This is a genomic window from Enterobacter cloacae complex sp. HYC033_NIDB (genome assembly GCF_056673335.1).
Genome location: NZ_CP115123.1, coordinates 4,463,587 through 4,488,258 on the forward strand (window position 1 = coordinate 4,463,587; position 24,672 = coordinate 4,488,258).

The 24,672-nt window shown below is 57.1% G+C and carries 25 protein-coding genes; 14 read left to right on the forward strand and 11 right to left on the reverse strand.

The features are described from left to right. Window positions 1-6 precede the first annotated feature (6 nt). The 5 genes from O1721_RS21315 to O1721_RS21335 all read left to right on the forward strand — a co-directional run bounded on the left by O1721_RS21315 (window position 7) and on the right by O1721_RS21335 (window position 5,705). The gene (locus tag O1721_RS21315; RefSeq protein WP_032649252.1) at window positions 7-1,410 is read left to right on the forward strand and encodes a TolC family outer membrane protein; all 1,404 of its coding nucleotides are present in this window, start codon (window positions 7-9) and stop codon (window positions 1,408-1,410) included. After that, window positions 1,407-3,599 (forward strand): type I secretion system permease/ATPase, encoded by a 2,193-nt coding sequence (locus tag O1721_RS21320; RefSeq protein ID WP_032649255.1) that lies wholly within the window; start codon window positions 1,407-1,409, stop codon window positions 3,597-3,599. The genes O1721_RS21315 and O1721_RS21320 overlap by 4 nt, the downstream gene beginning before the upstream one ends. Beyond that, window positions 3,580-4,779, forward strand: a complete 1,200-nt coding sequence (locus O1721_RS21325) for a beta-barrel domain-containing protein (protein ID WP_017382757.1) — start codon at window positions 3,580-3,582, stop codon at window positions 4,777-4,779. Before O1721_RS21320 ends, O1721_RS21325 begins: the two co-directional genes overlap by 20 nt. Window positions 4,780-5,029: 250 nt before the next feature. Then, complete coding sequence (locus O1721_RS21330; RefSeq protein WP_015571638.1) at window positions 5,030-5,329, forward strand: type II toxin-antitoxin system RelE/ParE family toxin; 300 nt, start codon at window positions 5,030-5,032, stop codon at window positions 5,327-5,329. 10 nt (window positions 5,330-5,339) lie between these two features. Then, the gene (locus tag O1721_RS21335) at window positions 5,340-5,705 is read left to right on the forward strand and encodes a HigA family addiction module antitoxin (RefSeq protein ID WP_015571639.1); all 366 of its coding nucleotides are present in this window, start codon (window positions 5,340-5,342) and stop codon (window positions 5,703-5,705) included. A gap of 26 nt (window positions 5,706-5,731) precedes the next feature. Here the strand turns inward: O1721_RS21335 and O1721_RS21340 are convergent, their stop codons facing one another. After that, window positions 5,732-6,913: an aminotransferase-like domain-containing protein gene (locus tag O1721_RS21340; protein WP_017382758.1), complete on the reverse strand. Its 1,182-nt coding sequence runs from the start codon at window positions 6,911-6,913 to the stop codon at window positions 5,732-5,734. Between the two features lie 20 nt (window positions 6,914-6,933). Then, window positions 6,934-7,821 carry a LysR family transcriptional regulator gene (locus O1721_RS21345; RefSeq protein ID WP_045324726.1) on the reverse strand — a complete coding sequence of 296 codons (888 nt, stop codon included), beginning with the start codon at window positions 7,819-7,821 and terminating at the stop codon, window positions 6,934-6,936. A gap of 97 nt (window positions 7,822-7,918) precedes the next feature. On the opposite strand from O1721_RS21345, the gene O1721_RS21350 reads away from it, so the two are divergent. After that, window positions 7,919-8,521 (forward strand): short chain dehydrogenase, encoded by a 603-nt coding sequence (locus tag O1721_RS21350; protein WP_017382759.1) that lies wholly within the window; start codon window positions 7,919-7,921, stop codon window positions 8,519-8,521. 110 nt (window positions 8,522-8,631) lie between these two features. On the opposite strand, the gene O1721_RS21355 is transcribed toward O1721_RS21350, so the two are convergent. From O1721_RS21355 to O1721_RS21380, 6 genes are all read right to left on the reverse strand, one after another. After that, complete coding sequence (locus O1721_RS21355) at window positions 8,632-10,011, reverse strand: amidohydrolase family protein (protein ID WP_032649259.1); 1,380 nt, start codon at window positions 10,009-10,011, stop codon at window positions 8,632-8,634. Between the two features lies 1 nt (window position 10,012). Beyond that, on the reverse strand, window positions 10,013-10,969 hold the full coding sequence (locus tag O1721_RS21360) for a carbamate kinase family protein (protein WP_017382762.1): 957 nt from the start codon (window positions 10,967-10,969) through the stop codon (window positions 10,013-10,015). Next, complete coding sequence (locus tag O1721_RS21365; protein WP_023295308.1) at window positions 10,966-12,546, reverse strand: hypothetical protein; 1,581 nt, start codon at window positions 12,544-12,546, stop codon at window positions 10,966-10,968. The genes O1721_RS21360 and O1721_RS21365 overlap by 4 nt, the downstream gene beginning before the upstream one ends. Before the next feature lie 11 nt (window positions 12,547-12,557). After that, window positions 12,558-13,973 carry a YlbE family protein gene (locus tag O1721_RS21370; protein ID WP_032649267.1) on the reverse strand — a complete coding sequence of 472 codons (1,416 nt, stop codon included), beginning with the start codon at window positions 13,971-13,973 and terminating at the stop codon, window positions 12,558-12,560. Next, entirely contained in the window at window positions 13,973-15,514 is a 1,542-nt protein-coding gene (gene fdrA / locus O1721_RS21375; RefSeq protein ID WP_032649268.1) for an acyl-CoA synthetase FdrA, read from the reverse strand. The genes O1721_RS21370 and fdrA overlap by 1 nt, the downstream gene beginning before the upstream one ends. A 108-nt stretch (window positions 15,515-15,622) precedes the next feature. Then, the gene (locus tag O1721_RS21380) at window positions 15,623-16,228 is read right to left on the reverse strand and encodes an ankyrin repeat domain-containing protein (protein WP_015571649.1); all 606 of its coding nucleotides are present in this window, start codon (window positions 16,226-16,228) and stop codon (window positions 15,623-15,625) included. A 320-nt stretch (window positions 16,229-16,548) separates the two neighbouring features. Here O1721_RS21380 and O1721_RS21385 point away from each other — a divergent pair, with 320 nt between their 5' ends. Beyond that, a complete protein-coding gene (locus O1721_RS21385; protein WP_032649270.1) occupies window positions 16,549-17,478 on the forward strand; it encodes a LysR substrate-binding domain-containing protein in 930 nt (309 codons plus the stop codon). On the opposite strand, the gene O1721_RS21390 is transcribed toward O1721_RS21385, so the two are convergent. After that, window positions 17,475-17,633 (reverse strand): YqaE/Pmp3 family membrane protein, encoded by a 159-nt coding sequence (locus O1721_RS21390; RefSeq protein ID WP_003862203.1) that lies wholly within the window; start codon window positions 17,631-17,633, stop codon window positions 17,475-17,477. The genes O1721_RS21385 and O1721_RS21390 overlap by 4 nt on opposite strands. Before the next feature lie 342 nt (window positions 17,634-17,975). On the opposite strand from O1721_RS21390, the gene O1721_RS21395 reads away from it, so the two are divergent. Next, the gene (locus O1721_RS21395) at window positions 17,976-18,155 is read left to right on the forward strand and encodes a YodC family protein (RefSeq protein WP_015571651.1); all 180 of its coding nucleotides are present in this window, start codon (window positions 17,976-17,978) and stop codon (window positions 18,153-18,155) included. Between the two features lie 37 nt (window positions 18,156-18,192). Here the strand turns inward: O1721_RS21395 and stpA are convergent, their stop codons facing one another. After that, window positions 18,193-18,597 (reverse strand): DNA-binding protein StpA, encoded by a 405-nt coding sequence (gene stpA, locus O1721_RS21400; protein WP_015571652.1) that lies wholly within the window; start codon window positions 18,595-18,597, stop codon window positions 18,193-18,195. Window positions 18,598-19,093: 496 nt separating this feature from the next. Here stpA and alaE point away from each other — a divergent pair, with 496 nt between their 5' ends. Continuing rightward, window positions 19,094-19,543: an L-alanine exporter AlaE gene (gene alaE, locus O1721_RS21405; RefSeq protein WP_015571653.1), complete on the forward strand. Its 450-nt coding sequence runs from the start codon at window positions 19,094-19,096 to the stop codon at window positions 19,541-19,543. Window positions 19,544-19,575: 32 nt separating this feature from the next. Here the strand turns inward: alaE and O1721_RS21410 are convergent, their stop codons facing one another. After that, a complete protein-coding gene (locus O1721_RS21410) occupies window positions 19,576-19,920 on the reverse strand; it encodes a DUF2002 family protein (protein WP_006811693.1) in 345 nt (114 codons plus the stop codon). Window positions 19,921-20,078: 158 nt separating this feature from the next. Here O1721_RS21410 and O1721_RS21415 point away from each other — a divergent pair, with 158 nt between their 5' ends. The 5 genes from O1721_RS21415 to nrdF all read left to right on the forward strand — a co-directional run bounded on the left by O1721_RS21415 (window position 20,079) and on the right by nrdF (window position 24,381). Then, window positions 20,079-20,405, forward strand: a complete 327-nt coding sequence (locus O1721_RS21415) for an ElaB/YgaM/YqjD family protein (protein ID WP_017382769.1) — start codon at window positions 20,079-20,081, stop codon at window positions 20,403-20,405. Between the two features lie 243 nt (window positions 20,406-20,648). Then, window positions 20,649-20,888, forward strand: coding sequence for a glutaredoxin-like protein NrdH (nrdH, locus tag O1721_RS21420; protein ID WP_017382770.1), 240 nt, complete (start codon window positions 20,649-20,651; stop codon window positions 20,886-20,888). Further along, window positions 20,885-21,295, forward strand: a complete 411-nt coding sequence (gene nrdI, locus O1721_RS21425) for a class Ib ribonucleoside-diphosphate reductase assembly flavoprotein NrdI (protein WP_015571656.1) — start codon at window positions 20,885-20,887, stop codon at window positions 21,293-21,295. Before nrdH ends, nrdI begins: the two co-directional genes overlap by 4 nt. Then, window positions 21,268-23,412 carry a class 1b ribonucleoside-diphosphate reductase subunit alpha gene (gene nrdE, locus O1721_RS21430; protein WP_032649274.1) on the forward strand — a complete coding sequence of 715 codons (2,145 nt, stop codon included), beginning with the start codon at window positions 21,268-21,270 and terminating at the stop codon, window positions 23,410-23,412. Before nrdI ends, nrdE begins: the two co-directional genes overlap by 28 nt. Window positions 23,413-23,421: 9 nt before the next feature. Further along, window positions 23,422-24,381 carry a class 1b ribonucleoside-diphosphate reductase subunit beta gene (gene nrdF, locus O1721_RS21435; RefSeq protein ID WP_017382773.1) on the forward strand — a complete coding sequence of 320 codons (960 nt, stop codon included), beginning with the start codon at window positions 23,422-23,424 and terminating at the stop codon, window positions 24,379-24,381. Window positions 24,382-24,672: the final 291 nt, after the last annotated feature.

Consider the following 24,672-nt stretch of genomic DNA (forward strand, 5'->3'; position numbering starts at 1 on the left):
CAAGACATGGGAAAGAAGATGCCTTACTGGTGGCTCTCGTGCTGCCTGATATCTGTGCCCGCTATCGCGGCAAACCCTGCGGCGATGATTAATACCGGAGAATTAAGCGAAACGCAGGAACTCCCCTCTTTAAATGGTCGCGTGGCGCCCGTAGCCAGCAAAGCCGCCCCCGGCACGCTACAGCTGAATGAAGCGGTTAACCGCGCCGTGACCTGGCATCCGGCCATCAGTGAAGCCGTCGGCAAACTTTATCAGCAGAGCGAAAATGTGGACGTCGCCAAATCGAAATATTATCCGCAAATTAACGCCGGCATGGATAACGGTTATAGCCACGACGGTGACGATAATGGCTTTACCCCTTCGCTGGTGCTTTCTCTTTCGCAAATGCTTTACGACTTCGGCAAAGTCGCAAGCCAGGTACGCGCGGAAAACGCGGGCGTCGCCCAGCAGCAGGCCAACGTGCTGGTGAGCATCGACACCATCGCCCACGATACCGCCATCGCCATGGTGCAGGTGCAGACCTGGCAGCAGATGGTCGAGACCGCCAAAGAACAGCTGGATGCCCTGTCCTCCATCGGCACCCTGACGAAACAACGTAATGATGAAGGCGCAACGTCACTCTCTGACGTGGTGCAGACCGACGCCCGCATCGAAGGGGCGCGTGCGCAGCTGATGCAGTATCAGGCCAGCCTCGACAGCTCGCGCGCCACGCTGATGAGCCTGCTGGGCTGGGACAGCCTGAACGCGGTCAGCAATGACTTTCCGCAGAGTCTGGCCCGCAGCTGCGACATCGCCGAGCCGGACGATCGTCTGGTGCCCTCGGTATTAGCGGCCTGGGCGCAGGCCAACGTCGCGCAGGCTAATCTCGACTATGCCAACGCGCAAATGACCCCTACCGTTTCGCTGGAGCCGGAAGTTCGTCACTACCTGAACGACCGCTACGCCGGCAACGAAACGCGGGACCGCACCCAGTACTCCGCGTGGGTAAAAGTGCAGATGCCGCTCTATCAGGGCGGCGGCCTCACCGCCCGGCGTAACGCCGCCGGACACGCGGTGGAATCCGCCCAGTCCACCATCCAGCGCACCCGTCTTGAGGTGCGGCAAAAACTGCTGGAAGCGCGCAGCCAGGTGATGAGCCTGATGAGCACGCTTCAGATCCAGGGCCGTCAGGAAGCGCTCAGCGCCCGCACCCGCGAGCTGTATCAGCAACAGTATCTCGATCTTGGTTCCCGCCCGCTGCTCGACGTGCTCAACGCCGAGCAGGAGGTGTATCAGGCGCGCTTTACCCAACAGCAAACCGCCGGACAGCTGCATCAGCTTCAGCTCAACTGTCTGTACAACACCGGGCGCCTGCGTCACGCGTTCGATCTTGAAAACCGCACCATCCAGACCGTGGAGATCCAGCCATGAAGCAACGCGATATTCCGCAGGGTGAAAATATGACGGATGAGGCGCTGGAGCAGTGGGCGCAGGCGTTTGGCTATGTGGCGACGCGCTATCGCGTTGCCTGTTCGCCAGGCTCGCTGATCGCCGGCGCGCCGTGGCTGAAAGGCAAACCGATGGTGCCCGCGCTGACGCAACTCGCCCGTGAAGCCGGGCTGACATTCCAGCTGCTGACGGCCGATCAGCACGCTATCAACAGCTGGCGTCTGCCGGTGGTGGTTGAGCTGAACGACGGTAAAATCGGCGTGATCGACAATTTCGACGGCGAGGATATGCTTGAGGTCAGCTTTTTCGACGACAGCACGCACACCAACCGCCTGTCGATGAGCGCGATGCTGCCTGCCATCCGCCACGTCATCGCCCTGCGTCCGCTGGCGGCGCTGAAGGACAGCCGCGTGGATGCCTATATCTCCAAATACCGCCCGGACTGGCTCTACCGGCTGGTGATGCGCGACCTTCGCCCTTACAGCTGGGTAATGCTGGCGGCACTGTTCATTAACGTGCTCTCCCTCTCGGGCATCGTCTTTTCCATGCAGGTGTATGACCGGGTGATCCCCGCCCAGTCCTATCCGACGCTCTATGTGCTGACCATCGGGGTGCTGATCGCCACGCTGTTTGGCTTTGTGCTGCGCGTGGCGCGCGGACACATTATGGATCTGCTGGGTAAACGCTCGGATCTGCGCGTCTCGGATCGGGTGTTCGGCCACGCGCTGCGGCTGCGCCACAGCGCCATTCCGCGATCCACCGGCAGCTTTATCTCCCAGCTGCGCGAGCTGGAGCAGATCCGCGAGATGGTCACCTCCTCCACCATCTCCACCATCGTCGATCTGCCGTTTTTTATCCTGTTTGTGATTGTGCTGGCGATCATCGCCCCGCAGCTGGCGTGGATCGCCCCGGTGGCGGCGGTGATCATGGTCCTGCCCGGCCTGCTGCTGCAAAAGAAGCTGGCGGAGCTGGCGAAGCAGTCGGCGCATGAATCGACCCTGCGCAACGCGGTGCTGGTGGAGAGCGTGCAGGGGCTGGAGGACATCAAGCTGATGCAGGCGGAGAACCGCTTTTTGCAGCAGTGGAACAGCTATATCCAGATCACCGCCGAATCCGGCCTGCGCACCCGCGAGCTGACCCAGAACCTGATCAGCTGGGGGATGACCATTCAGAGCCTGGTGTATGCCGGGGTGATCGTGGTGGGCGCGCCGATGGTGATCGACGGCACCTTAACCACCGGTTCAGTGGTGGCCGCCTCAATGCTCGCCTCACGGATGATCGCCCCGATGGCGACGCTGTGCGGCGTGCTGGCCCGCTGGCAGCAGGTGAAGGCGGCCAAAGAGGGGCTGGACAGCATTATGCAGCTGCCGACCGAGAATCAGCGCGAAGAGACGCCGATCCGTCAGGACGTGCTGCGCGGACATTACCTGTTCGAGCAGGCGCAGTTCCGCTATCACCCGGAAGATCCGCGCATGGCGCTGCGCATTAACCGTCTGGAGATCAAAGCGGGCGAGAAAGTGGCGATCCTCGGGCGCAACGGCGCGGGCAAATCAACCCTGTTGCAGGCGATGGCGGGCGGGATGGATCTGGCGGGCGGTGAACTGCGGCTCGACAACCTCAGCCTGCCGCATCTGGACGTGGCTGACGTGCGGCGAAACGTCGGCTTTATGACCCAGAACGCCCGGCTGTTTTACGGCACCCTGCGCGAGAACATCACGCTCGGCATGCCGCGCGCCACCGATAAAGAGATCTTCGAGGTGCTGGAGATGTGCGGCGCGGCCAGCTTTGTGCAGAAGCTGCCGAAGGGGCTGGATTACCCGATTATGGAGAACGGCGTCGGGCTGTCCGGCGGGCAGCGGCAGTCCATCCTGCTGGCGCGGATGCTACTGCGCGATCCGAATATCGTGCTGATGGACGAACCGACCGCTTCCCTTGATGAGCATACCGAGCGGGAATTTATTCAGCGCCTCGGAGCGTGGCTTGGCAACCGCACGCTGATTGTCGCGACCCACCGCGTGCCGGTGCTGGAGCTGGTGGAGCGCGTGGTGGTACTCAAAGATGGCATGCTGGTGATGGACGCGCCAAAAGCCCAGGCGCTGAACAACAGCCGTATGCAGCAACAGCAGCAGGCAACCGGACGGGAGTGGAAAAATGAAAATCAGTCAGCGTGACGTTGCCGCAGTAGAAGATCTGGATAACGCGCTCGACTCAGAAAGCGGTTATACCGGTGCCCGGCGCATTGTTTTCTTCTCCCTGCTGATGTTTGTGGTGCTTGGCGTCTGGGCGTGGTTCGGGGTGCTGGATGAAGTCTCAACCGGCACCGGGAAAGTGATCCCCAGCTCACGCGAGCAGGTTTTGCAGTCGCTGGATGGGGGCATCCTCACCGAGCTGAACGTGCACGAAGGGGATCAGGTGCAGGCCGGACAGGTGCTGGCGCGGCTGGATCCTACCCGCTCGGAATCCAACGTCGGCGAAAGCGCGGCGCGTTACCGGGCATCGCTGGCCTCCAGCGCGCGTCTGTATGCCGAGGTGAACGATCTGCCGCTCAAATTCCCGCCGTCCCTGGCGAAATGGACCGACCTGACCGCCGCTGAAACGCGGCTCTACAACTCGCGCCGCGCCCAGCTTGAGGATACCCAGCGGGAGTTGCGCGCCGCGTTAGATCTCGCGAACAAAGAGCTGGCGATCACCCAGCGGCTGGTGAAAACCGGGGCCGCCAGCCACGTGGAAGTGCTGCGCCTGCAACGGCAGAAAAGCGACCTGGAGCTGAAGCTCACCGACGTACGTTCCCAGTATTACGTGCAGGCCCGTGAAGCGCTGTCGAAGGCCAACGCCGAGGTGGATATGGTGTCAGCGATCCTGAAAGGCCGCGAGGATTCCGTTACTCGTCTGACGGTGAAGTCTCCGGTGCGCGGGATCGTGAAAAACATCAAAGTGACAACGATTGGCGGTGTGATCCCGCCCAACGGTGAGCTGATGGAAATTGTGCCGGTGGACGATCACCTGCTGATTGAAACCCGCCTCTCGCCGCGGGATATCGCCTTTATCCACCCTAATCAGGAGGCGCTGGTGAAAATCACCGCCTACGATTACGCGATTTACGGTGGGCTACACGGGGTGGTGGAGACCATTTCGCCGGACACTATTCAGGACGAAGCGAAGCCGGAGGTGTTCTATTACCGGGTGTTTATCCGTACCAGCCAGGATTATCTGGTGAATAAGGCGGGCAGGCACTTCTCGATCGTGCCGGGGATGATAGCGACGGTGGATATCAAGACCGGGGAGAAAACGGTGCTGGATTATATGATCAAACCGTTTAACCGGGCGAAGGAGGCGCTGAGGGAGCGGTAGTCAAACGCCGGGTGGCGGCTGCGCCTTACCCGGCCTACATTCTCGCAGACCCGCGCAAGCGCAGCGCCGCCGGGCATTAATCCGCACGCAAGACGTTGAATCCGCCTCGAAGAATTAACCTTTAGTCATGCATCACACTTCCCTTCAGCCATGACCAGGGTAATATTACTCGCAGACAAAACGCACTTGCGCACAGTGCAGGAGTGCATTACTATCCACTCAGCTTCAAGGACTGGAGCTTACCAGCATTATGATTAATCATTTTCGGGATCAATGGCTTGAGGATTTTTTTCTCTACGGGAGATCGAGCAATGTTATTCCTTTGAATCTGGAAACAGCGCTTGCAAGAAAGCTCGACATCATCAATGCGGCCATGTCGCACCTGGATTTACGATCGCCACCGGGCAATATGTATGAAGCATTGAGTCCTCCGTTGAAGGGATATTCCTCTATCCGGGTAAACAGACAATACAGGCTTGTATTTCGCTGGTCAGAGGGAAAAGCAGACGATCTCTATCTCTCTCCACACAAGTACACGCAACACAAGTGAGGCATCACCTATGACACTTCAACAGGCACTCCGCAAACCCACCACGCCGGGCGAGGTGTTGCAGTATGAGTATCTTGAACCGCTCAATCTGAAAATCAACGATCTGGCAGAGATGCTAAATGTACACCGCAATACCGTAAGCGCGTTGGTCAATAACAATCGCAAACTTACTGCCGATATGGCGATCAAACTGGCAAAAGCCTTTAATACCACTATTGAATTTTGGCTGAACTTACAGCTAAACGTTGATATCTGGGAAGCGCAATCTAACTCCCGCACGCAGGAGGAGTTAAGCCGGATAAAAACCGTTGCGGAAGTCATGGCGAAGCGAAAATCCGGCAAGCCAGACGTTACCCTGCACGGGAACAGCGCATAACGGCATCTGCCATTATGCGCATCCTGTTACAGGGAAATTTTGAGGCGTCGAACCGCTTCTTTAAGCTGCTCATCCGTTGGGGTAACGAAAGACATGCGCAGCGTGGTATGGTCCGGCTCGTTGCAGTAGAAGAACTCACCCGGCACAAACACGACGCCGTTGCTCAACGTTTTTTCCAGCCATTTCGTCGTATTGATGCCGTTGTTCATTTTTGCCCACAGGAACATGCCGCCCTTTGGCTTGTGGAACGACATCACATCGCCCAGCTCCGCTTCCAGTTCCGTTGCAAAGGTCTGGTATTTCTGGCGATAGGCTTCGCGGATCATTTTAATCTGATTCGCCAGACGACCGGTTTTCAGATACTCGTACGTCATCAGCTGCGACAGCGTGCTGGTGTGCAGATCGGTGGTTTGCTTGAGGTTCACCACCGCGCGCTTCAGCCACTCCGGCACCAGCACCCAGCCCACGCGGGTGCCCGGCGCGAGGATTTTAGAGAAGGTGGAGGTGTACACCACGTTATCCTCATTGCCGATATCTTTGGCATGAGCAATCAGCGGGCGGAACGCTTCGTCGGTGTAGTTGATCTCGCTGTACGGGTCGTCTTCGATAATCACGAAGTCATAGCGCTTCGATAATTCCACCAGCTGTTTACGACGCGCTTCGGAGAGCGTCACGCCGCCCGGGTTACCAAAGGTTGGCACGATATAAACCGCTTTGATGGTTTTGGTGGCTACCAGCGCTTCAAGTTCATCCACTTTCATGCCGTCGCCGTCGGTGCCAACGGATTCAAAATTCGCCTGCGCCAGGCCAAAGACCTGCAACGCGGCGAGGTAGGTAGGCCGCTCCACGACGACCGTATCGCCCGGGTTAATTAACGCCCGCGCCAGCACGTCAAGCGATTGTTGCGAGCCGGAAGTAATGACCACGTCATCGGCTTTACAGGCGATGCCGCGACCTTCACAGATGCGTTGGATCTCTTCGCGCAGCCCCGGGACGCCTTCCGTCAGGCCATACTGGAACGCTTCGCCAAAATGCTGAGACAGCACGGCATCAGCAGCGATTTTTAAACCCTCATGATCGAACAGGTCCGGATTTGGAATACCGCCACCCAGCGAAATCACGCCTGCCATTTTGCTATGTTTTAATAATTCACGGATGGCAGAGGATTGCAGGCCCTGCGCGCTGCTGGCGAGTTTGTTTGCAGACATTCTTTACTTACCTTCTTTTTTTATATTGTGCCCAATCTTAGCAGAATATGGGCAATAAATTCCGTTAGCTTAGGCAGCGGCCGCAAATCCTGACGCCACAGTAAATGCACCGGCCTCGGCGCGGGCGTAAACGCTTCCAGAACTCGAACCAGCCTGCCGCTCGCCAGCTCTTCCGCCACCAGCACTTCCGGTTGCAGCAGGAGTCCCGCCCCGGCTCGCGCCGCCATGCGTAAGCCGTAGCCGTCATTGCATCGTAAGACGGCATCACGCTTCCAGCGCACTTCGCCTTCCACTCCCGGCAGCCGCCACTCGTTACGCGCCGTCCAGACCGTGTGCGACAGGCACAGGTGATCCACCAGATCGGCTGGCGTTTGCGGCGTACCGTGACGCGCCAGATAATCCGGCGCGGCGCAGATCACCATGTTGTAGGGACACAGGTATTTCGCCACCAGATCCTCATTACGGATCTCACCGATACGAATGGCCAGATCGCCCCCTTCCTCTACCAGATCCACCATTCGGTTGGTGAGATCCAGTTCGATGCGCACTTCCGGGTAACGCTGCAAAAACGTGGCCGTCAGAGGCGCGATAACGCAGCCGCCAAACGAGGTAGGCGCCGTCACGCGCAGGGTGCCGGCGGGCGTGGCTCGCAGGCGCTCAACTGCGTTTTCAGCAATCGAGACCTGCTCCAGCACGCGCCTGGCCTCTTCGAAATAAACGCGTCCGGCATCCGTCAGGCTCTGGCGACGGGTGTTGCGCTCCAGCAGCCGCGTACCGAGCTGCGATTCCAGCTGCGCAATATACTTCCCGACCATTACCGCCGACATCTCCAGCCGGGCCGCCGCGCCGGTAAAGCTGCCGCTTTCCACCACCGCGATGAACGTCTCCATGCCGCGAAGCTTATCCATATTACGAACCTCTGGTTAGTAATCTTCTAACATCATCCCAGTTTATCTGAATTTTTATTTATTAAAGAATGAAGGCTCACAACATAAGGAGTCTGCTATGAAAATCGTCATTATTGGTGCCAGCGGTACGGTCGGTCGTGCTGTGACAGAAGAGCTAAGCCGTCGCCACGAGGTGATCCGCGTGGGTCGCACGCAGGGCGATCATCAGGTGGATATCACCTCGCAGGCGAGCGTGCAGGCGCTGTTCAAAAAGATCGGTCCGGTGGATGCGATTGTCTCCGCCAGCGGAGGGTTGCACTTCGGCCCGCTCTCAACCATGACCGACGGCGAGTTCAACCAGGGTTTGCAGGATAAGCTGCTGGGGCAGGTTCGTCTGGCGCTGACCGGCCAGCACTACCTGAACGAAGGTGGCTCGATTACGCTGATAAGCGGGATTGTGGCGCACGAGCCGATTGCTCAGGGCGTGAATGCCACCACGGTTAACGCCGCGCTGGAAGGGTTTGTGCGCGCCGCGGCCTGTGAACTGCCGCGCGGTATTCGCATTAATCTGATCAGCCCGACGGTGCTGACCGAATCCGCCGAAGCGTACGACGGCTTCTTCCCGGGCTTTGAAAGCGTTCCCGCCGCGACCGTTGCGCAGGCTTACCGCCGCAGCGTGGAAGGGGTGCAGAGCGGGCGGGTGTATAAGGTCGGTTATTGAACCTTACGGGCGGCGAGTATATGGCATTGCCGGGTGGCGGCTTCGCCTTACCCGACCTACAAAATCTCCGAACCGTAGGCCGGGTAAGCGCAGCGCCACCCGGCACCACATTAGCCCACAGAGCCCCAGACCAGATTCCCCTTATGGAACGTCGCGGTACGCGGAGAGATGCGTGCCACGGCCTCGGCGGAACAGGAGGCATCCACCAGCACAAAGCTGGCGTCATCCTGCGCTTTCGGCCACGCGCGCTCGCCTTTGTCGTTCAGCGGCAGTACGTCGCCGGTGGCGATGCCCAGCGCACGCGAAAGCGTCTGCTCATTCGGGCGAATATAGAGCTGTGCATAGAGGTTGGCTTTCTCCAGCATGTCCCCCAGACCGTACGGCGACCAGTGGTCGATCACGCTGTCGGTACCGGTCATGACAAACACGCCTTTATCACGCAGCTGCTTCAGCGGCATGTGCAGAGTGCCAATCGGCACGGTGGAGGCGATGGTCACCTGTTGTGCCGCCATGCGGGTGGCGATCTCATCCACCTCTTGCTCGTTAAGCGTCGCCAGGGCGAAGGCGTGGCTGATGGTCAGCTTCCCCTTCAGCGCCGGCGTTTTCTCCACGGTTTGTACCATGTAGTTCACCGCCGCCACGCCCGCCGGGCTGGTTTCATGCAGATGGATATCCACCCCTTTGTCATAATCCAGCGCAATCTGGAACATGGTGTCGAGGGATTTCTCCATCGCGCCGTCGACGTTGGTCGGGTCCAGCCCGCCCACGTAATGCGCCCCCGCCTGCATCGCCTCGCGCATCAGCTTTTCAGAATGAGACAGCAGCAGGCCGTGCTGCGGGAAGGCAACGATTTCGCAGTCAAAGCCTGCGCCCCGGCGCGCCAGTACCGCCTGCAAATTTTCCAGGTTTTTCAGGCCGGAAACCGGCTCTATGTTGCAGTGGCTGCGGGCGATGGTTGACCCTTTGGACTGGAGCAGGTCGATCAGCTTTTCGGCGCGTTCTTGCGTGTAGGGCTGTAACTCCGGCAGCAGCTTCTGCTCCAGGCGGATCATGTCCTGAATGGTGGTGCCCGCCGGACGGTTCAGGGAGCGCCACGGGCCGCCGTAGAAGGTTTTATCCAGATGGATGTGCATGTCGCGCATCGCCGGGAGCATCAGCTTTTTGCCCGCGTCGAAGTGCGGCAGGGTCGCGTCCGCGTGGCTGTTGTTGTCGCGCAGGGCGAAGATTTTCCCGTCTTTGATTTCCAGCGTTTTTAGCTCGGTGCGGGTACTTGTCGCCACGCTGCCGTCGAAGTTAAACCCGGCTTCCAGCAGCACGTTGTCGAGATAGTAATGTTTTGCGGTGATGTTCATCGGTTTACCCGTCTCGCAGGTTGCCTTTGCTGAATCGGCAGCATACGCGACGGAACCCGTGGCGCCAAACAGCGCGCAGGCGGTAACCATTTTGCCGCTCTGGCTGATAAACTCGCGGCGGCTTTTATTCTCACTCATCTTATCTTCCTTCATTAATAATGTGGGTACCCGTTTCACCGCGCAGCGCCGCGGGCAGGCAGTCCGGCGAGGTAATGATTACCCGCCTGCCGCCATGGCGTAAAAATTCCAGCGAGGCGACGATTTTCGGCAACATGCTGCCCGCCGGAAAATGCCCTTCTTCCATGTAGCGCGTCATCTGCGCCACGTTCACCGTGCTCAGCGCCTGCTGGTTTGGCTTGCCGAAGTGGATGCACACTTTCTCCACGCCGGTGGTGATCACCAGCACGTCGGCGCGGATCTCGCGCGCCAGCAGCGCGGTGGAGAGATCTTTATCTATCACCGCGTCCACGCTCTGGTAATCGCCCTGTTCACTGCGCACCACAGGAATGCCTCCGCCGCCCGCGCCGATCACCACAAATCCTTTCTGCGTCAGCGCCTTGATGGCATCCGACTCAACGATGCGCCGCGGCTGCGGTGAAGCCACCACGCGGCGATAGCCCCGGCCTGAATCCTCAACAAAATGCCAGTCCGGGTGCGCAAGTTGCAGTTCGTCGCGCTGCGCCTCGCTGAAGAACGCGCCGATGGGTTTCGTCGGGTGCGTAAAGCCAGGATCGTTTTTATCCACCTCCACCTGGGTGACGACCGTGACCGCTTTTTGTTCCCCGCGCGCCGCCAGGCGGTTGTTGAGCGCCTGCTGGATCAGGTAGCCGATCCCGCCCTGGGTATCCGCCACGCAGTTTGCCAGCGGGGTCAGCGGCAGCCCTTCCCGCTCGTGGGCGATTTCGGCGCGGCGCAGATCCAGCCCCACCTGCGGGCCATTGCCGTGGGTGAGCACGATGTCATAGTCCGAGGCCAGCATTTCGAGCACCGACTCTGCCACCGCTTTGACCGCCTGCGCCTGATGCTCAATCGACTGGCTGGCGTTGTCTTTGATAATGCTGTTGCCGCCGATGGCGACGACCATAAGCTCTTTCATTTTGTTTCCTTTAGAAGGTGCGTTCTGGTGCCCTCATCCCGGCCCTCTCCCACAGGGAGAGGGGGATTAACAGAGGTATCCAGCACATGCTTCACCACAAACATCCCGCCCATCATCAGGTAGGCCGTGACGAACATCAGGGAACTGCCCTCGGCAAAGCCCACCACCGGCGCGTGGATCACGCCAAACAGCGCCAGCAGCGCTCCACCGGCCGCCGCGACGGCCCCACGCAGCGGTTTGTTGATAATGGCGAAGATGGCGATACAGCCCCAGAGCATGCTGGCGAGCGGCGCGCCGTTGCCGAGATGCATCAGGCCTTCGTAGTAGATCCCCTTGCTGTGCAGCACGTCGGTGCCGATTTTCGCCGCGCTGGTCCCCGCCGCGCTCATCACGCTGTTCATCATGGTCAGCGCCCAGTTGGCGATCCACGGGAACAGGCAGATGAAGATGACGGGTACCTCCACTTTCGGGGTTTCCCTCACCACCTGGTTGGCGGTGACTACGCCGATAAACACCAGAATCGGCACGATGGCGGTCATCGGTATGATGGCGAGCATAAAGGCCCCCAGCCCGAACAGCGGCACGATGAACATGGTCACGCCGGACGCCAGGGTGTAGCCGATGCTGGCGCCCATCGCTTTCCAGCCAGGATGGCCGACGTAGACCGTGACCGGGAACGGATTGCCCATCAGGCAGCCGAGCATCGAGGCCAGACCGTTCGCCAGCATTACCTTGCGGGTCGGGTATTCATCCCCCGCCGCGTGGGCGCTTTCGATGTTCTCCAGGTCAAAGATGTAGTTCGCCAGCCCCAGCGGTACGGCGGACGCCAGATACGGCAGCGCGTGCGGCAGTCCTTGCATGAAGCTGTCCACGTGCACTTCTGGCGGGTTAAAGCCGAATGATGACATGGACGCTTTAATGGCATCCGGGCTTTGCAGGCCGGAGATCCACGCAAGCAGAGTACCGGCAATTAACAGCAGCAGGCCGGTCGGGATTTTGGCAAAAATCGGCTTTTTACCGAACCAGTTAATGAAGATCAGCAGCAGGACGATAAACGACACGGTCGGCGCTTCGAACGCCTGCAACATCGGGTTCATCGCCAGCAGCAGCAGGCCAAGACCGGACAGGCACGACAGCAGCACGGTACGCGGGATCATCTTGCGGATGGTTTCCCCCAGGAAGGAACCGCCCGCGAGGATCATCGCTTCCACAAAGCACCACACCAGGCCAATCTGAATCGCGAAATCCGCATCGCCGGTTTGCTGGTAAACCGGCATTAAGACCAGGAAGGTCACGGTAAAAATCGACGGCGCGCTTGGGCCGGACGGCAGCGCGGTGACGTCCGTTCGTCCGGTGGCGCGCGCCATTTGCAGGCCAAACCACGTATAGCAAAGACTCGCCACCAGCACCGCCAGCCCGAAGGCTGGCGCGATGCGTCCATAAACAATCTCCTTCGGGATGCCGACGACAAAAATGAGCAGCCCCATCATGGTCAGCAAATTGGTCAGGTTGTTGGTCATCAACCCGAAATAAGCTGCCCAGTCACCTCTTTTCCACTCCAGTTTCATGTTTTTCATGGATGCATACCTTATAGAACGTAGCGATCGCGGAAGGTTAACAGCGCCTTTTCAAAACAGCTAAACGGCGGGTGAACGATGCCCGCCCCAATCATGCCGATCCCGGCGTCCTTGTGGGCAATGGCGGTATTAATGACCGGCAGAATGCCGCTGCCCGCGACCTTCATGATGTCGATGGCGGTCGGGATGCCCATAAACGACAGCAGCGGAATGGTGACGTTCGGGTTTTCGCCGAGGGTGATTTCGCGCATCTGGCGAGAAAAATCGATGGCTTCCTCCACCGTGCCGCCCACCAGCGCAACGATGGCCGGGGCCGTCGCCATTGCAAAGCCGCCGATGCCGTAGGTTTCGGTAATCGCGCTGTCGCCGATATCCAGCCCGGAGTCTTCCGGCTTATAGCCCGCGAACATCGGGCCGATCACCTGCTGCGCCGGGCCGGTGAACCACTGCCCCGGCAGGCCGGAAACGCGCAGGCCGAACTCGTAGCCGTTGCGCGCCATGGTGGTGACGACGGTGCTGTACTCAATGCCGTGGGCGGCATCCAGCGCGGCCTTACACATCGCCATCCACGTCGGACCGGAGAAGTAGTCGCTGCTGGCGACAAACTCGAACACTTCACGCTGCTGCGCCACCGGATAGCCCGCCTGGATCAGCCCCGGCGTCAGCGCCTGAATAAGCAGCGTGGTGCCCGCGTTGTTGCGGTTGTGGCACTCGTCGCCCATGTGCAGCGCCTGGGCCAGCATCAGGCGCAGGTCGATTTCGCCGATAATCTTCATCGCGTCGCGCAGCATCGGGCCGAGCACGTCGCGCATCCAGTTCAGGCGCTCGATCACGCTCTGGTCGTTAGCCCCCATGCGCAGGATCTTCGCCATCTGCTCGCTGAGGTTGGTGAAGGCGCGGTTGCCGTAGGTTTTGTTCTCAACGATGTGCATAAACATCGACGCGGAGGTGACGCCCGCCATCGAGCCCACGCAGTCATGCTCGTGGCAAGGCGAGAAGGTTATGTCGCCTGAAGCCGCCAGCCTTGCGGCGTCCTCCAGATCCGTCGCCAGCCCTTCAAACACCAGCGCGCCGGTAATCGCGCCTTTCATCGCCCCGCACATGTTTTCCCAGGTAACAGGCGGACCGGCGTGCAGAATGGTCGTGCGGGTCATGCCCGGCACCACGTTGATGGCCTGGTCATAGCCCACCAGCACCGGATGGGACTGAATAATCCGCTCAAGGGCAATTTTGTTCGCGGCGGCAATTTTCTCCGCCAGCGGTTTTTCCGCCAGCCGATCCAGCGCGTTCACCACCTGCATATTGCCCTGCCCCGGCGGCGTCCAGTCGAGCTGGGTCACGGGAACGTGCTGTTTTTTGAGGTCGTCGCTGAACATCGCAATCCCGACGTTAATCACGTTCAGCGGCTGGTTGAATAAGGTCGTCATTATGCTCTCTCCCCTTTGCAGACAAATTCGCGTGCCAGTAATCCGGTATTGGTGCTGCTGCTGGCCCAGATGACGCCTGCGTCAGTCAGCAGCTGGCACTGCTGCGCCAGCGACTGCGGATCCTGATCGGTGCCGAGCACGTAGCCGAGAATTTCCAGCGGACGGTTGTCGGCTTTCGCGATCGCCTGTGCCTCTTTGATCGCCTCGATCATCACCCCAACCGGATCGTCATGCGCGCCAAAGCCAAGCACGAAATCCATCACGATCACCCCCACCTGCGGATCGCGCGCCTCCTGTAGCAGGCGGCTGATGCGGTTGGTCGGGTCGATCATCGGGTGTGGCTTGCCGTTGGTGAAGTCATCGTCACCGAAATCAAGGAAGGTGTGGGCCTGGCTGACGCTGATGTCTTTCAGACGCCTGGCCGGGTCCGGCTGGATGTTGCTGTAAACATCGTCAAACTTCTCCAGCGCGGCAAACATCGCTTCGTCGCACAGGGTGCCGCCGCAGAACAGGCCGCGAATGTACTTCTGCTGCGGCGTCAGGCGGGCGCGTACCTCTTCGATTAGCGGCCAGTTGAGCGGATGTAAATCCAGGGTGTCTTTTTTAATGCCGGTAAGCAGCACCGCTTTCAGGGCCGCCTCCTTAGTGCCACGAGCAAACTGTAAACCGTCTTCATCGGCTGGCGGTTCGTTGCTGCCCAGGAAGCACACAACCACAGGCTTGCGGCAGGCGCGAGCCCGGGCCAGTACTTTCTCAGCCACCGCGGGTGCAGGCGGTTTGGAGATGAGCGCTATCACCCGGGTCGCGTCGTCCGCCTCCAGCATGTCGATGGCATCGAGCATCATCAGGCCGCCGATCTTCTCGCTGAGATCGCGTCCGCCGGTGCCAATCAGCTGCGACACGCCGCCGCCGAACTCGTGAATGCGCACGCTCAGCTCCTGGCTGCCGGTGCCGGAGGCGCCAACGATGCCAATCTGCCCGCGACGCACCGCGTTGGCGAAGCACAGCCCCGCGCCGTTGATAATGGCGGTGCCGCAGTCTGGCCCCATCATCAGCAGACCCTTTTCATGCGCCAGCTGCTTCAGCGCCAGCTCGTCGTCGAGCGATACGTTATCGGAGAACAGCATCACGTTAAGATCGTTTTCCAGCGCCTGGCGCGCTTCCCGTGCGGCGAAGGTGCCGTTGACGGAAATCACCGCAAGGTTGCTGTCCGGACGATGGGTTTTGGCGCTGGCAATCGTCGCGTAGCGTGCATCATGGGAGCCAGTGCGCTCTTTACGCGTGAATAGCGCTTCAATGGCGGCCAGGGTTTCCTCATTCGCCGCGTCGCCTTTAATAACGATCATCAGGTCGCCGTTTTTCGCGTCCGCTAATTCCGGCGTTAATAGCCCGAGGTTTTTTAATACCCCTTTGTTCATTTCCGTCGCCATCGCCACAAACGCCTGCTCGACGCCCGGCAATTTATTGGCTTTGGTGGAAACCGACATTAAGGAAACCGAATCGAAATACGTATTCTTTTTTATGACGATTTTGGTTGGCATTATTTTCACCTGTTTAAGATAAAAGGGGGCCGCCGTCGTGCTAAATGCACGTCGGTAACAATGCGTTTATTGATTAACGGCCAGCCAGGGGAAGGCTGACCGAATGCACTATGCGCCTGCCGCCAGCAGCAGGTCTGCGATCGCGTTGAAGCCTTTTTCCCGCGCCAGTTCGAGCGGGGTTTTGCCGTATTTATCGGTCATGTGCGGGTTCGCGCCGTGATCGAGCAGCAGCTTCACAATTTCCTGCTGCTTTGCGCCGCCGTCGTTTAATACGATGGCCTCCAGCAGCGGCGTCCAGCCGACAAAATTGGTGTGGTTGACGTTGATGTCGGTTTTTTCCAGCAGCTCACGCACGATTTCAACGTGCCCTTTTTCACTGGCAGGGGTAATGCCCACGCCGCCAAAGCGCGTCAGACGATCGAGATCCGGATTTGCCGGAAGGACAATGCGCAGCAGGGTTAAATCATTGGTCAGGCAGCCGATCAGGAAGGGGTTAAAACAGGTCTGGTCCTGTTTATCAATATCCGCCCCGGCGGCAATTAAAAACTCCACACAGGCGTAATGCTTTTTCAGGCTGGCAATAATAATGGCGGTTCTTTTCTGGCGGTTGGTCGCGTTAATATCCACGCCTTTCTCCAGGCAGGCTTTTAGCGCGTCGATATTGCCCTCTTCTGCCGCCAGCAGAAATTCTGTAACCAGTGCAGTTGCAGACATATTCAGACTCCCTATGTTTCACTTCTGATGACCTGAGAATAGCAACAGCCTGGTCATAAAAGAATCCGCTTAAAAATGATTCATCGACACGCAATTCATTGTTGAGTTAAATTCAACAGTCCGGGAGAAATGTGCGTCTGTGCAACCTTTTTCTTATGTTTTACCGCTTTTATGCGCTTCAGGCTGCATTATCCTTATGGCTGAAAAAGCCTTACACAGCGCGGTTCTACGTAAAAATCCAGAACTGTGATCGACATCAACTATGATGTAACGCCGCTGTTAAAATATGTTCAAAACTGATGGTCACCAGGAGCCATAATATGAATTCCATCTTTACCGAAGAGAATTTGCTGGCCTTCACCACCGCGGCACGTTTTGGCAGTTTTAGCAAAGCGGCTGCCGAGCTGGGCGTGACCACCTCCGCCATCAGTTACACCATCAAACGCATGGAGACCGGACTGGACGTGGTGCTGTTTGTACGCAACACGCGCAGCATTGAGCTGACCGAATCCGGTTTTTATTTTTATCGTAAAGCGACCGACCTGCTGAATGACTTTCATGCCATCAAGCGCGGGATTGATACCATTTCTCAGGGCATTGAGACGCGGGTGCGCATCTGCATAAACCAGCTTTTGTATACGCCACGCCATACCGCGCGTTTGCTCCAGGTGCTGAAAAAACAGTTTCCCACCTGCCAGATCACGGTGACGACCGAGGTGTATAACGGCGTCTGGGATTCCATCATTAATAATCAGGCCAATATCGCCATTGGCGCGCCGGATACGCTGCTGGACGGCGGCGGCATTGATTACACCGAGATAGGGGCGATCCGCTGGGTATTTTCCATCGCGCCCACGCATCCGCTGGCGTTCGCCCCGGAGCCCATTTCCGAAAGTCAGCTGCGTCTGTATCCCAATATCATGGTCGAGGACACCGCGCATACCATCAACAAGAAGGTGGGCTGGCTGCTTCACGGTCAGGAGGCGATTCTGGTGCCGGACTTCAACACGAAATGCCAGTGTCAGATCCTGGGGGAAGGTATTGGCTTTTTACCGGAATATATGACGCGTGAGGCGGTGGAGGACGGGCTGCTGGTAACGCGGCGGATCAATAATCCACGTCAGGATTCGCGCATGCTGCTCGCCACGCAGCATGCGGCGACCGGTCAGGTCACGCGCTGGATCAAACAGCAGTTTGGCCCCGAAGGCGTGCTGACCCGGATCTACAGTGACTTACTGTGGCGTACCTAGCTCTTCGTCTGAACCCAAAACGCGTGGATAAGACCGGGGAAGTAGCCCAGGATGGTCAGAAGGATATTCAGAATAAACGCCCAGCCCAGCCCCTTGCCAAGCAGCACGCCCAGCGGCGGGAGAATAATCGTAAAAACAACGCGCCAAAAACCCATAAAAAACTCCGTGCAAGCTAACCAATTGAAAATTATAAAAGACACTTCTCTAAGCGTAGCCAGTTTACGGTTAACTGCCATGCGTCTCTCGCGCTTTTACCTGCCTTTACCCTCTTTACACTGGCTTAAACCCCCGCCTTAAATGCTCTACTGTTCTGAAATTGACCGTAAGGAAACGCAATGTCTCTTCCTCTTATTTCGCCGCAGCAGGCAAACGCGCTGATTGCTGAAAGTGATGCCGTGGAACCGACGTACCTGATAAGGAGTATCTGAAAGATTAGGCTGTACCCCGCCCCCGGACGTGGGCTATGGTGAAGATCATGACAATGATGAGGAGGTGCTATGTTTTCTGTCGGTGATTATGTCCAACCGCGTCAGGGCGGTCCGAAACTGAAAGTGCTCGAAGTGAATGGTGAAAACATTGTGGCTGTGCAGGCCAGCAATGAGCAGGGCGAGAAATATCACCTGAAAGCGGCGGACGTGGTTCTGTACTCCGAAGACGGTGACTTTGGCGTCTGCTAAGTCAATAATCGGGCGGAATACACCGCCCGAATAATCATCAGATCAGGAAATCGTCCAGCGATTTACCGTTTGCCAGTGCGGTTGCAATTGGCTTTGGCGTACGCCCCTGGCCGGTCCAGGTTTTTTCTTCACCGTTCGCGTCAGTAAAACGATATTTCGCCGCACGCGCTTTACGTTTTTTCGTCGGCTGACCCGCCTGCGCCAGATCACTGCCTAACAGATCGCTCGGAGAAATACCGTCAGCTTTCATCAGTTCCAGCAGAGCATTAATTTTATCCTGCTGTTCAGCGCGTTGACGCTCTAATTCAGCCTGCTCGCTGCGTTTTTCTTCAGTGACAATCCGGAATTTTTCCAGCACTTCTTCCAGAACATCCATGGATAATTCACGTGCCAGCGCCCGGAGGGTACGAATATTATTAAGATTCTGTAACGTTAAAGCCATAATAATGAAAAACCTTTCTTCGTGTGTATAACATAAATCAGGCAACAGAATAATTGATTTTTGTTCTGATATCTACCCACCCTGACGTTTTGACATTATTGTAAATGTTTTAGAATATCCCGTTAATATAACCCCGAAATATATGTCTGTTTTAATGCGTAATATACCGCCCTTCCCCAGGCCAAAAACCCCTGTTTAAAACAGTTCAAAAAACCGCCTCCACTCTCCCACACAACAGAGGTTTTACACGCGCACTGATAAACTAATCCATTGATTTATTTTAACAAAAGATGGACAGGGAGAGAAAATAACGAAGCGCGCAAAAAACGCACAACTTTAGAGAATTTTATGGCTAAAGCGCCTTCAAATAAAAATTAATCACTACTTGTTAGTTAAAAGCCAGAGAGATACGCTATACACTCATATCAAACCAACCTAAAGCACTAAAGGCCGCAGGTAAAACGCCACTTTTTTGTCCTGTTCGAGGAGTTCAGACATGTTCTCACCGCAGTCTCGCCTGCGCCATGCGGTAGCGGATACGTTCGCGATGGTCGTTTACTGTTCCGTCGTGAATATGCTGATTGAAATTTTCCTGTCGGGAATGTCCTTTGAGCAATCCCTCTCGTCGCGCCTGGTGGCCATTCCGGTGAATATCATGATTGCCTGGCCGTACGGCCTGTATCGCGATGCAGTGATGCGTTTAGCCCGGCGTATTAGCCCGGCGGGTTGGGTAAAAAACCTGGCGGACGTGCTGGCTTACGTAACGTTCCAGTCCCCGGTGTATGTGGTTATTTTGCTGACGGTGGGCGCAGACTGGCATCAAATCGCCGCTGCGGTAAGTTCAAATATCGTGGTATCCATGCTGATGGGTGCGGTGTACGGTTACTTTCTTGACTACTGCCGCCGCCTGTTTAAAGTCAGCCCTTATAGCCAGGCAAAAGCGTAAGGTAAGGCGACTGGCTCAGGCCAGTCGCAGAGTTATTGTACGTCGCCAAACAGCCCTTTCAGGAACCGCTCCAGCGCCATACGCGAGCTGAAACCGTGCGGAATACCATAATGTTCATGCGTCTCGCCGCCTAAATAGAGCGGAAATTGCTGATAATGATCGCAGGTTTTAATATCCGAGGCGGGCTCAGCAAATGACAGGCTTCTGTCTTTGAGTGTCGGGTGAATAATGAGAGCAGTACGCCCCATTCTTGCTTCACGGTTGACGTAAACATAATTCTCACCACGGCGATATCCGTACGCTTTTGATGTTACCTCATCCATGGTGAACCCTTCTTTTTCAAGAACGCGCGCCACCTCATCGGGTCGTAAATACATATCTTTTCCTCATTATCATTCCTGCCCGGCAACCTTACAGTATTCAGCATTAGCAGGGCTTTCAGAATATTCCATAAACTGCCCGATAAGCCGTGACTCGCTTCAGATATTACATTTCTGGACTAAACTAAACGGGAACACAAATTATGGAGGATCGTATGTTTAACAGACCGAACCGAAACGATATTAATGACGACACACAGGATATTCGTAACGATGTCAGCCAATTAGCGGACACGCTGGAAGCCGTATTGAAATCCTGGGGCTCTGACGCGAAGGACGAAGCAGATGCCGCGAAACGTAAGGCTCAGTCTCTGCTGCGTGAAACGCGGGCAAGGATGAATGGCCGCTCACGTACCACTCAGGCGGCCTGCGACATGGCCAGCTGCGCCACCACCTTCGTACGTGAAAAACCACTTTGTACGCTGGGAACGGTCGCGGCGGTCGGGATTTTTGTCGGCGCCCTGCTTAGCTTGCGTAAGTAAGCGCGCGTTCTCAGCCCCGGTCGCCTCAGGCGCCGGGGCTTTTCTTTGCCTGACAGCCTGAAAAACCCGCACAGCCCGCCCTGCCCCGCCAGGCTCATCGTTGGGGCCTTATTAATCTGTATTTCCCATATCTTGTGTGGTTGAAACTTATCGCAACTACATCTAGTATTCCCTTTAGAAAGACACACACAACATGACGCGTTTACTCGCGCCGTTCTCTCATTCTAAATGGAAATACGAATCATGAGCATTATTATTTACACTCGTAACGATTGTGTTCAGTGCCACGCCACGAAACGGGCGATGGAGAGCCGCGGCGTGGCATTTGAGATGGTCAATATTGATCAGGTGCCCGACGCGGCAGACACCCTGCGGGCGCAGGGTTTCCGTCAGCTTCCGGTTGTCGTTGCCGGCGACACCAGCTGGTCTGGCTTCCGTCCGGACATGATCAACCGCCTTGCCGCTCAGGGCGTCAGTGCATGAGCACGCTGGTCTACTTTTCCAGCAGCTCGGAAAACACGCTTCGGTTTATGGAGCGTCTCGGGCTGCCCGCGATACGCATTCCGCTGAACGAGCGGGAGCGTATTCAGGTAGACGAACCCTACATTCTGGTGGTGCCCAGCTATGGAGGTGGCGGCACCGCAGGGGCTGTGCCTCGTCAGGTGATCCGCTTTCTGAACGATCCCCATAACCGGCAGCTGATTCGCGGCGTGATCGCCGCAGGCAATCGCAACTTCGGCGAGGCCTTTGCCCGCGCCGGGGATGTCATCTCTCAAAAATGCGGCGTGCCGTATCTCTATCGTTTTGAACTGATGGGGACACAGCAGGACGTAGAGAACGTGCGTAAAGGAGTGAACGAATTTTGGCAACGACAACCGCAGAACGCGTGATTCAGGCGACGCCGGATTACCACGCATTAAACGCCATGCTAAACCTCTATGACCGCGAGGGGCGCATTCAGTTTGGCAAAGATCATGAGGCGGTGGACGCCTTTTTTGCCGCTCATGTACGCCCGAACAGCGTCGTCTTTGGCAGCCAGCAGGAACGTCTCGACTGGCTGGTAAAAGAGGGTTATTACGAAGAGCGTGTCCTGACACGCTACGACCGCGCCTTCGTGGTGGCATTGTTTGAACGGGCGCACGCCAGCGGTTTTCGCTTCCAGACGTTTCTCGGCGCGTGGAAGTATTACACCAGCTACACCCTGAAAACCTTTGACGGCAAACGCTATTTAGAAAGCTTTGAAGATCGGGTGGTGATGGTGGCGCTGACGCTGGCGCAGGGCGATGAAGCGCTGGCCGAAAGACTCACGGAGGAGATCCTCTCCGGTCGCTTCCAGCCCGCCACGCCAACGTTCCTTAACTGTGGGAAAGCCCAGCGCGGCGAACTGGTCTCCTGCTTCCTGCTGCGTATTGAAGACAATATGGAGTCGATTGGCCGTGCGGTGAATTCGGCGCTACAGCTTTCGAAACGCGGCGGCGGCGTGGCGTTTCTGCTTTCGAACCTGCGGGAAGCGGGCGCGCCGATTAAGCGCATCGAAAACCAGTCTTCCGGCGTCATCCCGGTGATGAAGATGCTGGAAGATGCCTTCTCATACGCCAACCAGCTTGGCGCACGTCAGGGCGCGGGTGCGGTTTATCTGCACGCGCACCACCCGGACATTCTGCGTTTTCTGGATACCAAACGTGAAAACGCCGACGAAAAGATCCGCATCAAAACCCTGTCGCTTGGCGTGGTGATCCCGGATATCACGTTTAAGCTGGCTAAAGAGAATGCCGACATGGCGCTCTTCTCACCGTATGACGTTGAGCGGATTTACGGCAAAGCCTTTGGCGACGTGGCGATAAGCGAGCTGTACGACGAGCTGGTGGCCGACGATCGCATTCGCAAAAAAACCATCAACGCCCGCGATTTCTTCCAGACGCTGGCTGAAATTCAGTTTGAGTCCGGCTATCCGTACATCATGTACGAGGACACGGTGAACCGCGCTAACCCGATTGCCGGGCGCATCAACATGAGCAATCTGTGCTCGGAGATTTTGCAGGTCAACAGCGCGTCCACCTACGACGAAAACCTCGACTACGCGGACGTGGGCAAGGATATCTCCTGTAACCTCGGGTCGCTGAATATTGCCCATACCATGGATTCACCCGATTTTGGCCGCACGGTAGAGACCGCCATTCGCGGGCTGACGGCGGTATCGGACATGAGCCACATCCGCAGCGTACCGTCCATTGAGGCGGGCAACGCCGCGTCGCATGCCATCGGCCTTGGGCAGATGAACCTGCACGGCTATCTGGCGCGGGAGGGCATCGCCTACGGTAGCCCGGAAGGGCTGGATTTCACCAACCTTTATTTCTACACCATCACCTGGCATGCGCTGCATACCTCGATGATGCTGGCGCGCGAACGCCACCAGCGGTTCGCAGGCTTTGAGCAGTCCCGCTACGCCAGCGGAGAGTATTTCAGCCAGTATCTGGAAGGCGACTGGCAGCCGAAAACCGAAAAAGTACACGCGCTGTTTGCCCGCGCTGGCATCACCCTGCCGACGCGTGAGATGTGGCAACAGCTGCGTGAAGAGGTGATGCGCTACGGCATTTATAACCAGAACCTTCAGGCGGTGCCGCCAACCGGCTCCATTTCCTATATCAATCACGCCACGTCGAGCATCCACCCCATCGTGTCGAAGATTGAAATCCGTAAGGAAGGCAAAACCGGGCGCGTCTACTACCCCGCCCCGTTTATGACCAACGAGAATCTGGCGCTGTACCAGGACGCCTATGAGATTGGCCCGGAAAAGATCATTGATACCTACGCCGAGGCGACTAAACATGTGGATCAGGGGCTGTCGCTGACGCTCTTCTTCCCGGACACCGCCACCACGCGGGATATCAACAAAGCGCAGATCTATGCCTGGAAGAAAGGCATCAAAACGCTGTACTACATTCGCCTGCGCCAGCTCGCGCTGGAAGGCACCGAAATTGAAGGCTGCGTGTCCTGCGCGCTGTAAGGAGAAAGGATGAAACTGTCACGCGTAAGCGCCGTTAACTGGAACAAAATTCAGGATGATAAAGACCTGGAGGTCTGGAACCGCCTGACCAGCAACTTCTGGCTGCCGGAAAAGGTCCCGCTCTCCAACGATATTCCGGCCTGGCAAACCCTGAGCCATGCCGAGCAGCAGCTGACAATCCGCGTCTTTACCGGCCTGACGCTGCTGGACACCATTCAGAATACCGTGGGTGCGCCCGCGCTGATGAGTGATGCGTTAACCCCGCACGAAGAGGCGGTAATGTCGAATATCAGCTTTATGGAGGCGGTCCATGCCCGCTCCTACAGCTCGATTTTCTCCACCCTGTGCCAGACCAGAGACGTGGACGCGGCCTACGCCTGGAGTGAAGAGAGCGCGTCATTGCAGCGCAAGGCAGATCTGGTGCTGGAATATTACCGGGCCGACGAGCCGCTGAAGAAGAAGATCGCCAGCGTGTTCCTGGAATCTTTCCTCTTCTATTCCGGCTTCTGGCTGCCTATGTACTGGTCGAGCCGGGGCAAGCTCACCAACACCGCCGATTTGATTCGCCTCATCATCCGCGATGAAGCGGTACACGGGTATTACATCGGCTATAAGTATCAGAAAGGGCTGGAGAAAGTCAGCGCGGAAAAACGCGAGGAACTCAAAGGTTTTGCCCTCGATTTACTGATGGATCTGTATGACAACGAGCTGAGCTATACCGAAGAGCTGTACGCCGGAACGGGCTGGGAAGAGGACGTAAAAGCCTTCCTCTGCTATAACGCCAACAAGGCGCTGATGAACCTGGGCTACGAAGCGTTATTCCCACCAGAAATGGCGGAGGTGAACCCGGCGATCCTCGCGGCGCTGTCGCCCAACGCCGATGAAAACCACGACTTCTTTTCCGGGTCCGGCTCGTCGTACGTGATGGGTAAAGCGGTGGAAACGCAAGACGAGGACTGGGATTTTTAATGAATGAATTAACGTTCATTAATTAACTCTGCATTTCATTATTTCCAGCCGAATATTCCACTACGTACTACACTGTAATTTCCCCGTCATATTCGCCTGAATCACACCGATTCAGGCGAAATTTCCCGATGCAGCAGCAAAAAATTGAGAAAAATTCAAACCGCCCTCAGCCCTTTATTCATGGGAAATTCAGCCGTTTCGCTTGCGGCAAAATTCCGCCCTCAGGCCGGTCCAGGGTTGTCTCAGATTCTGAGTATGTTAGGGTAATGCCAGTTAACTATTTACCATGGT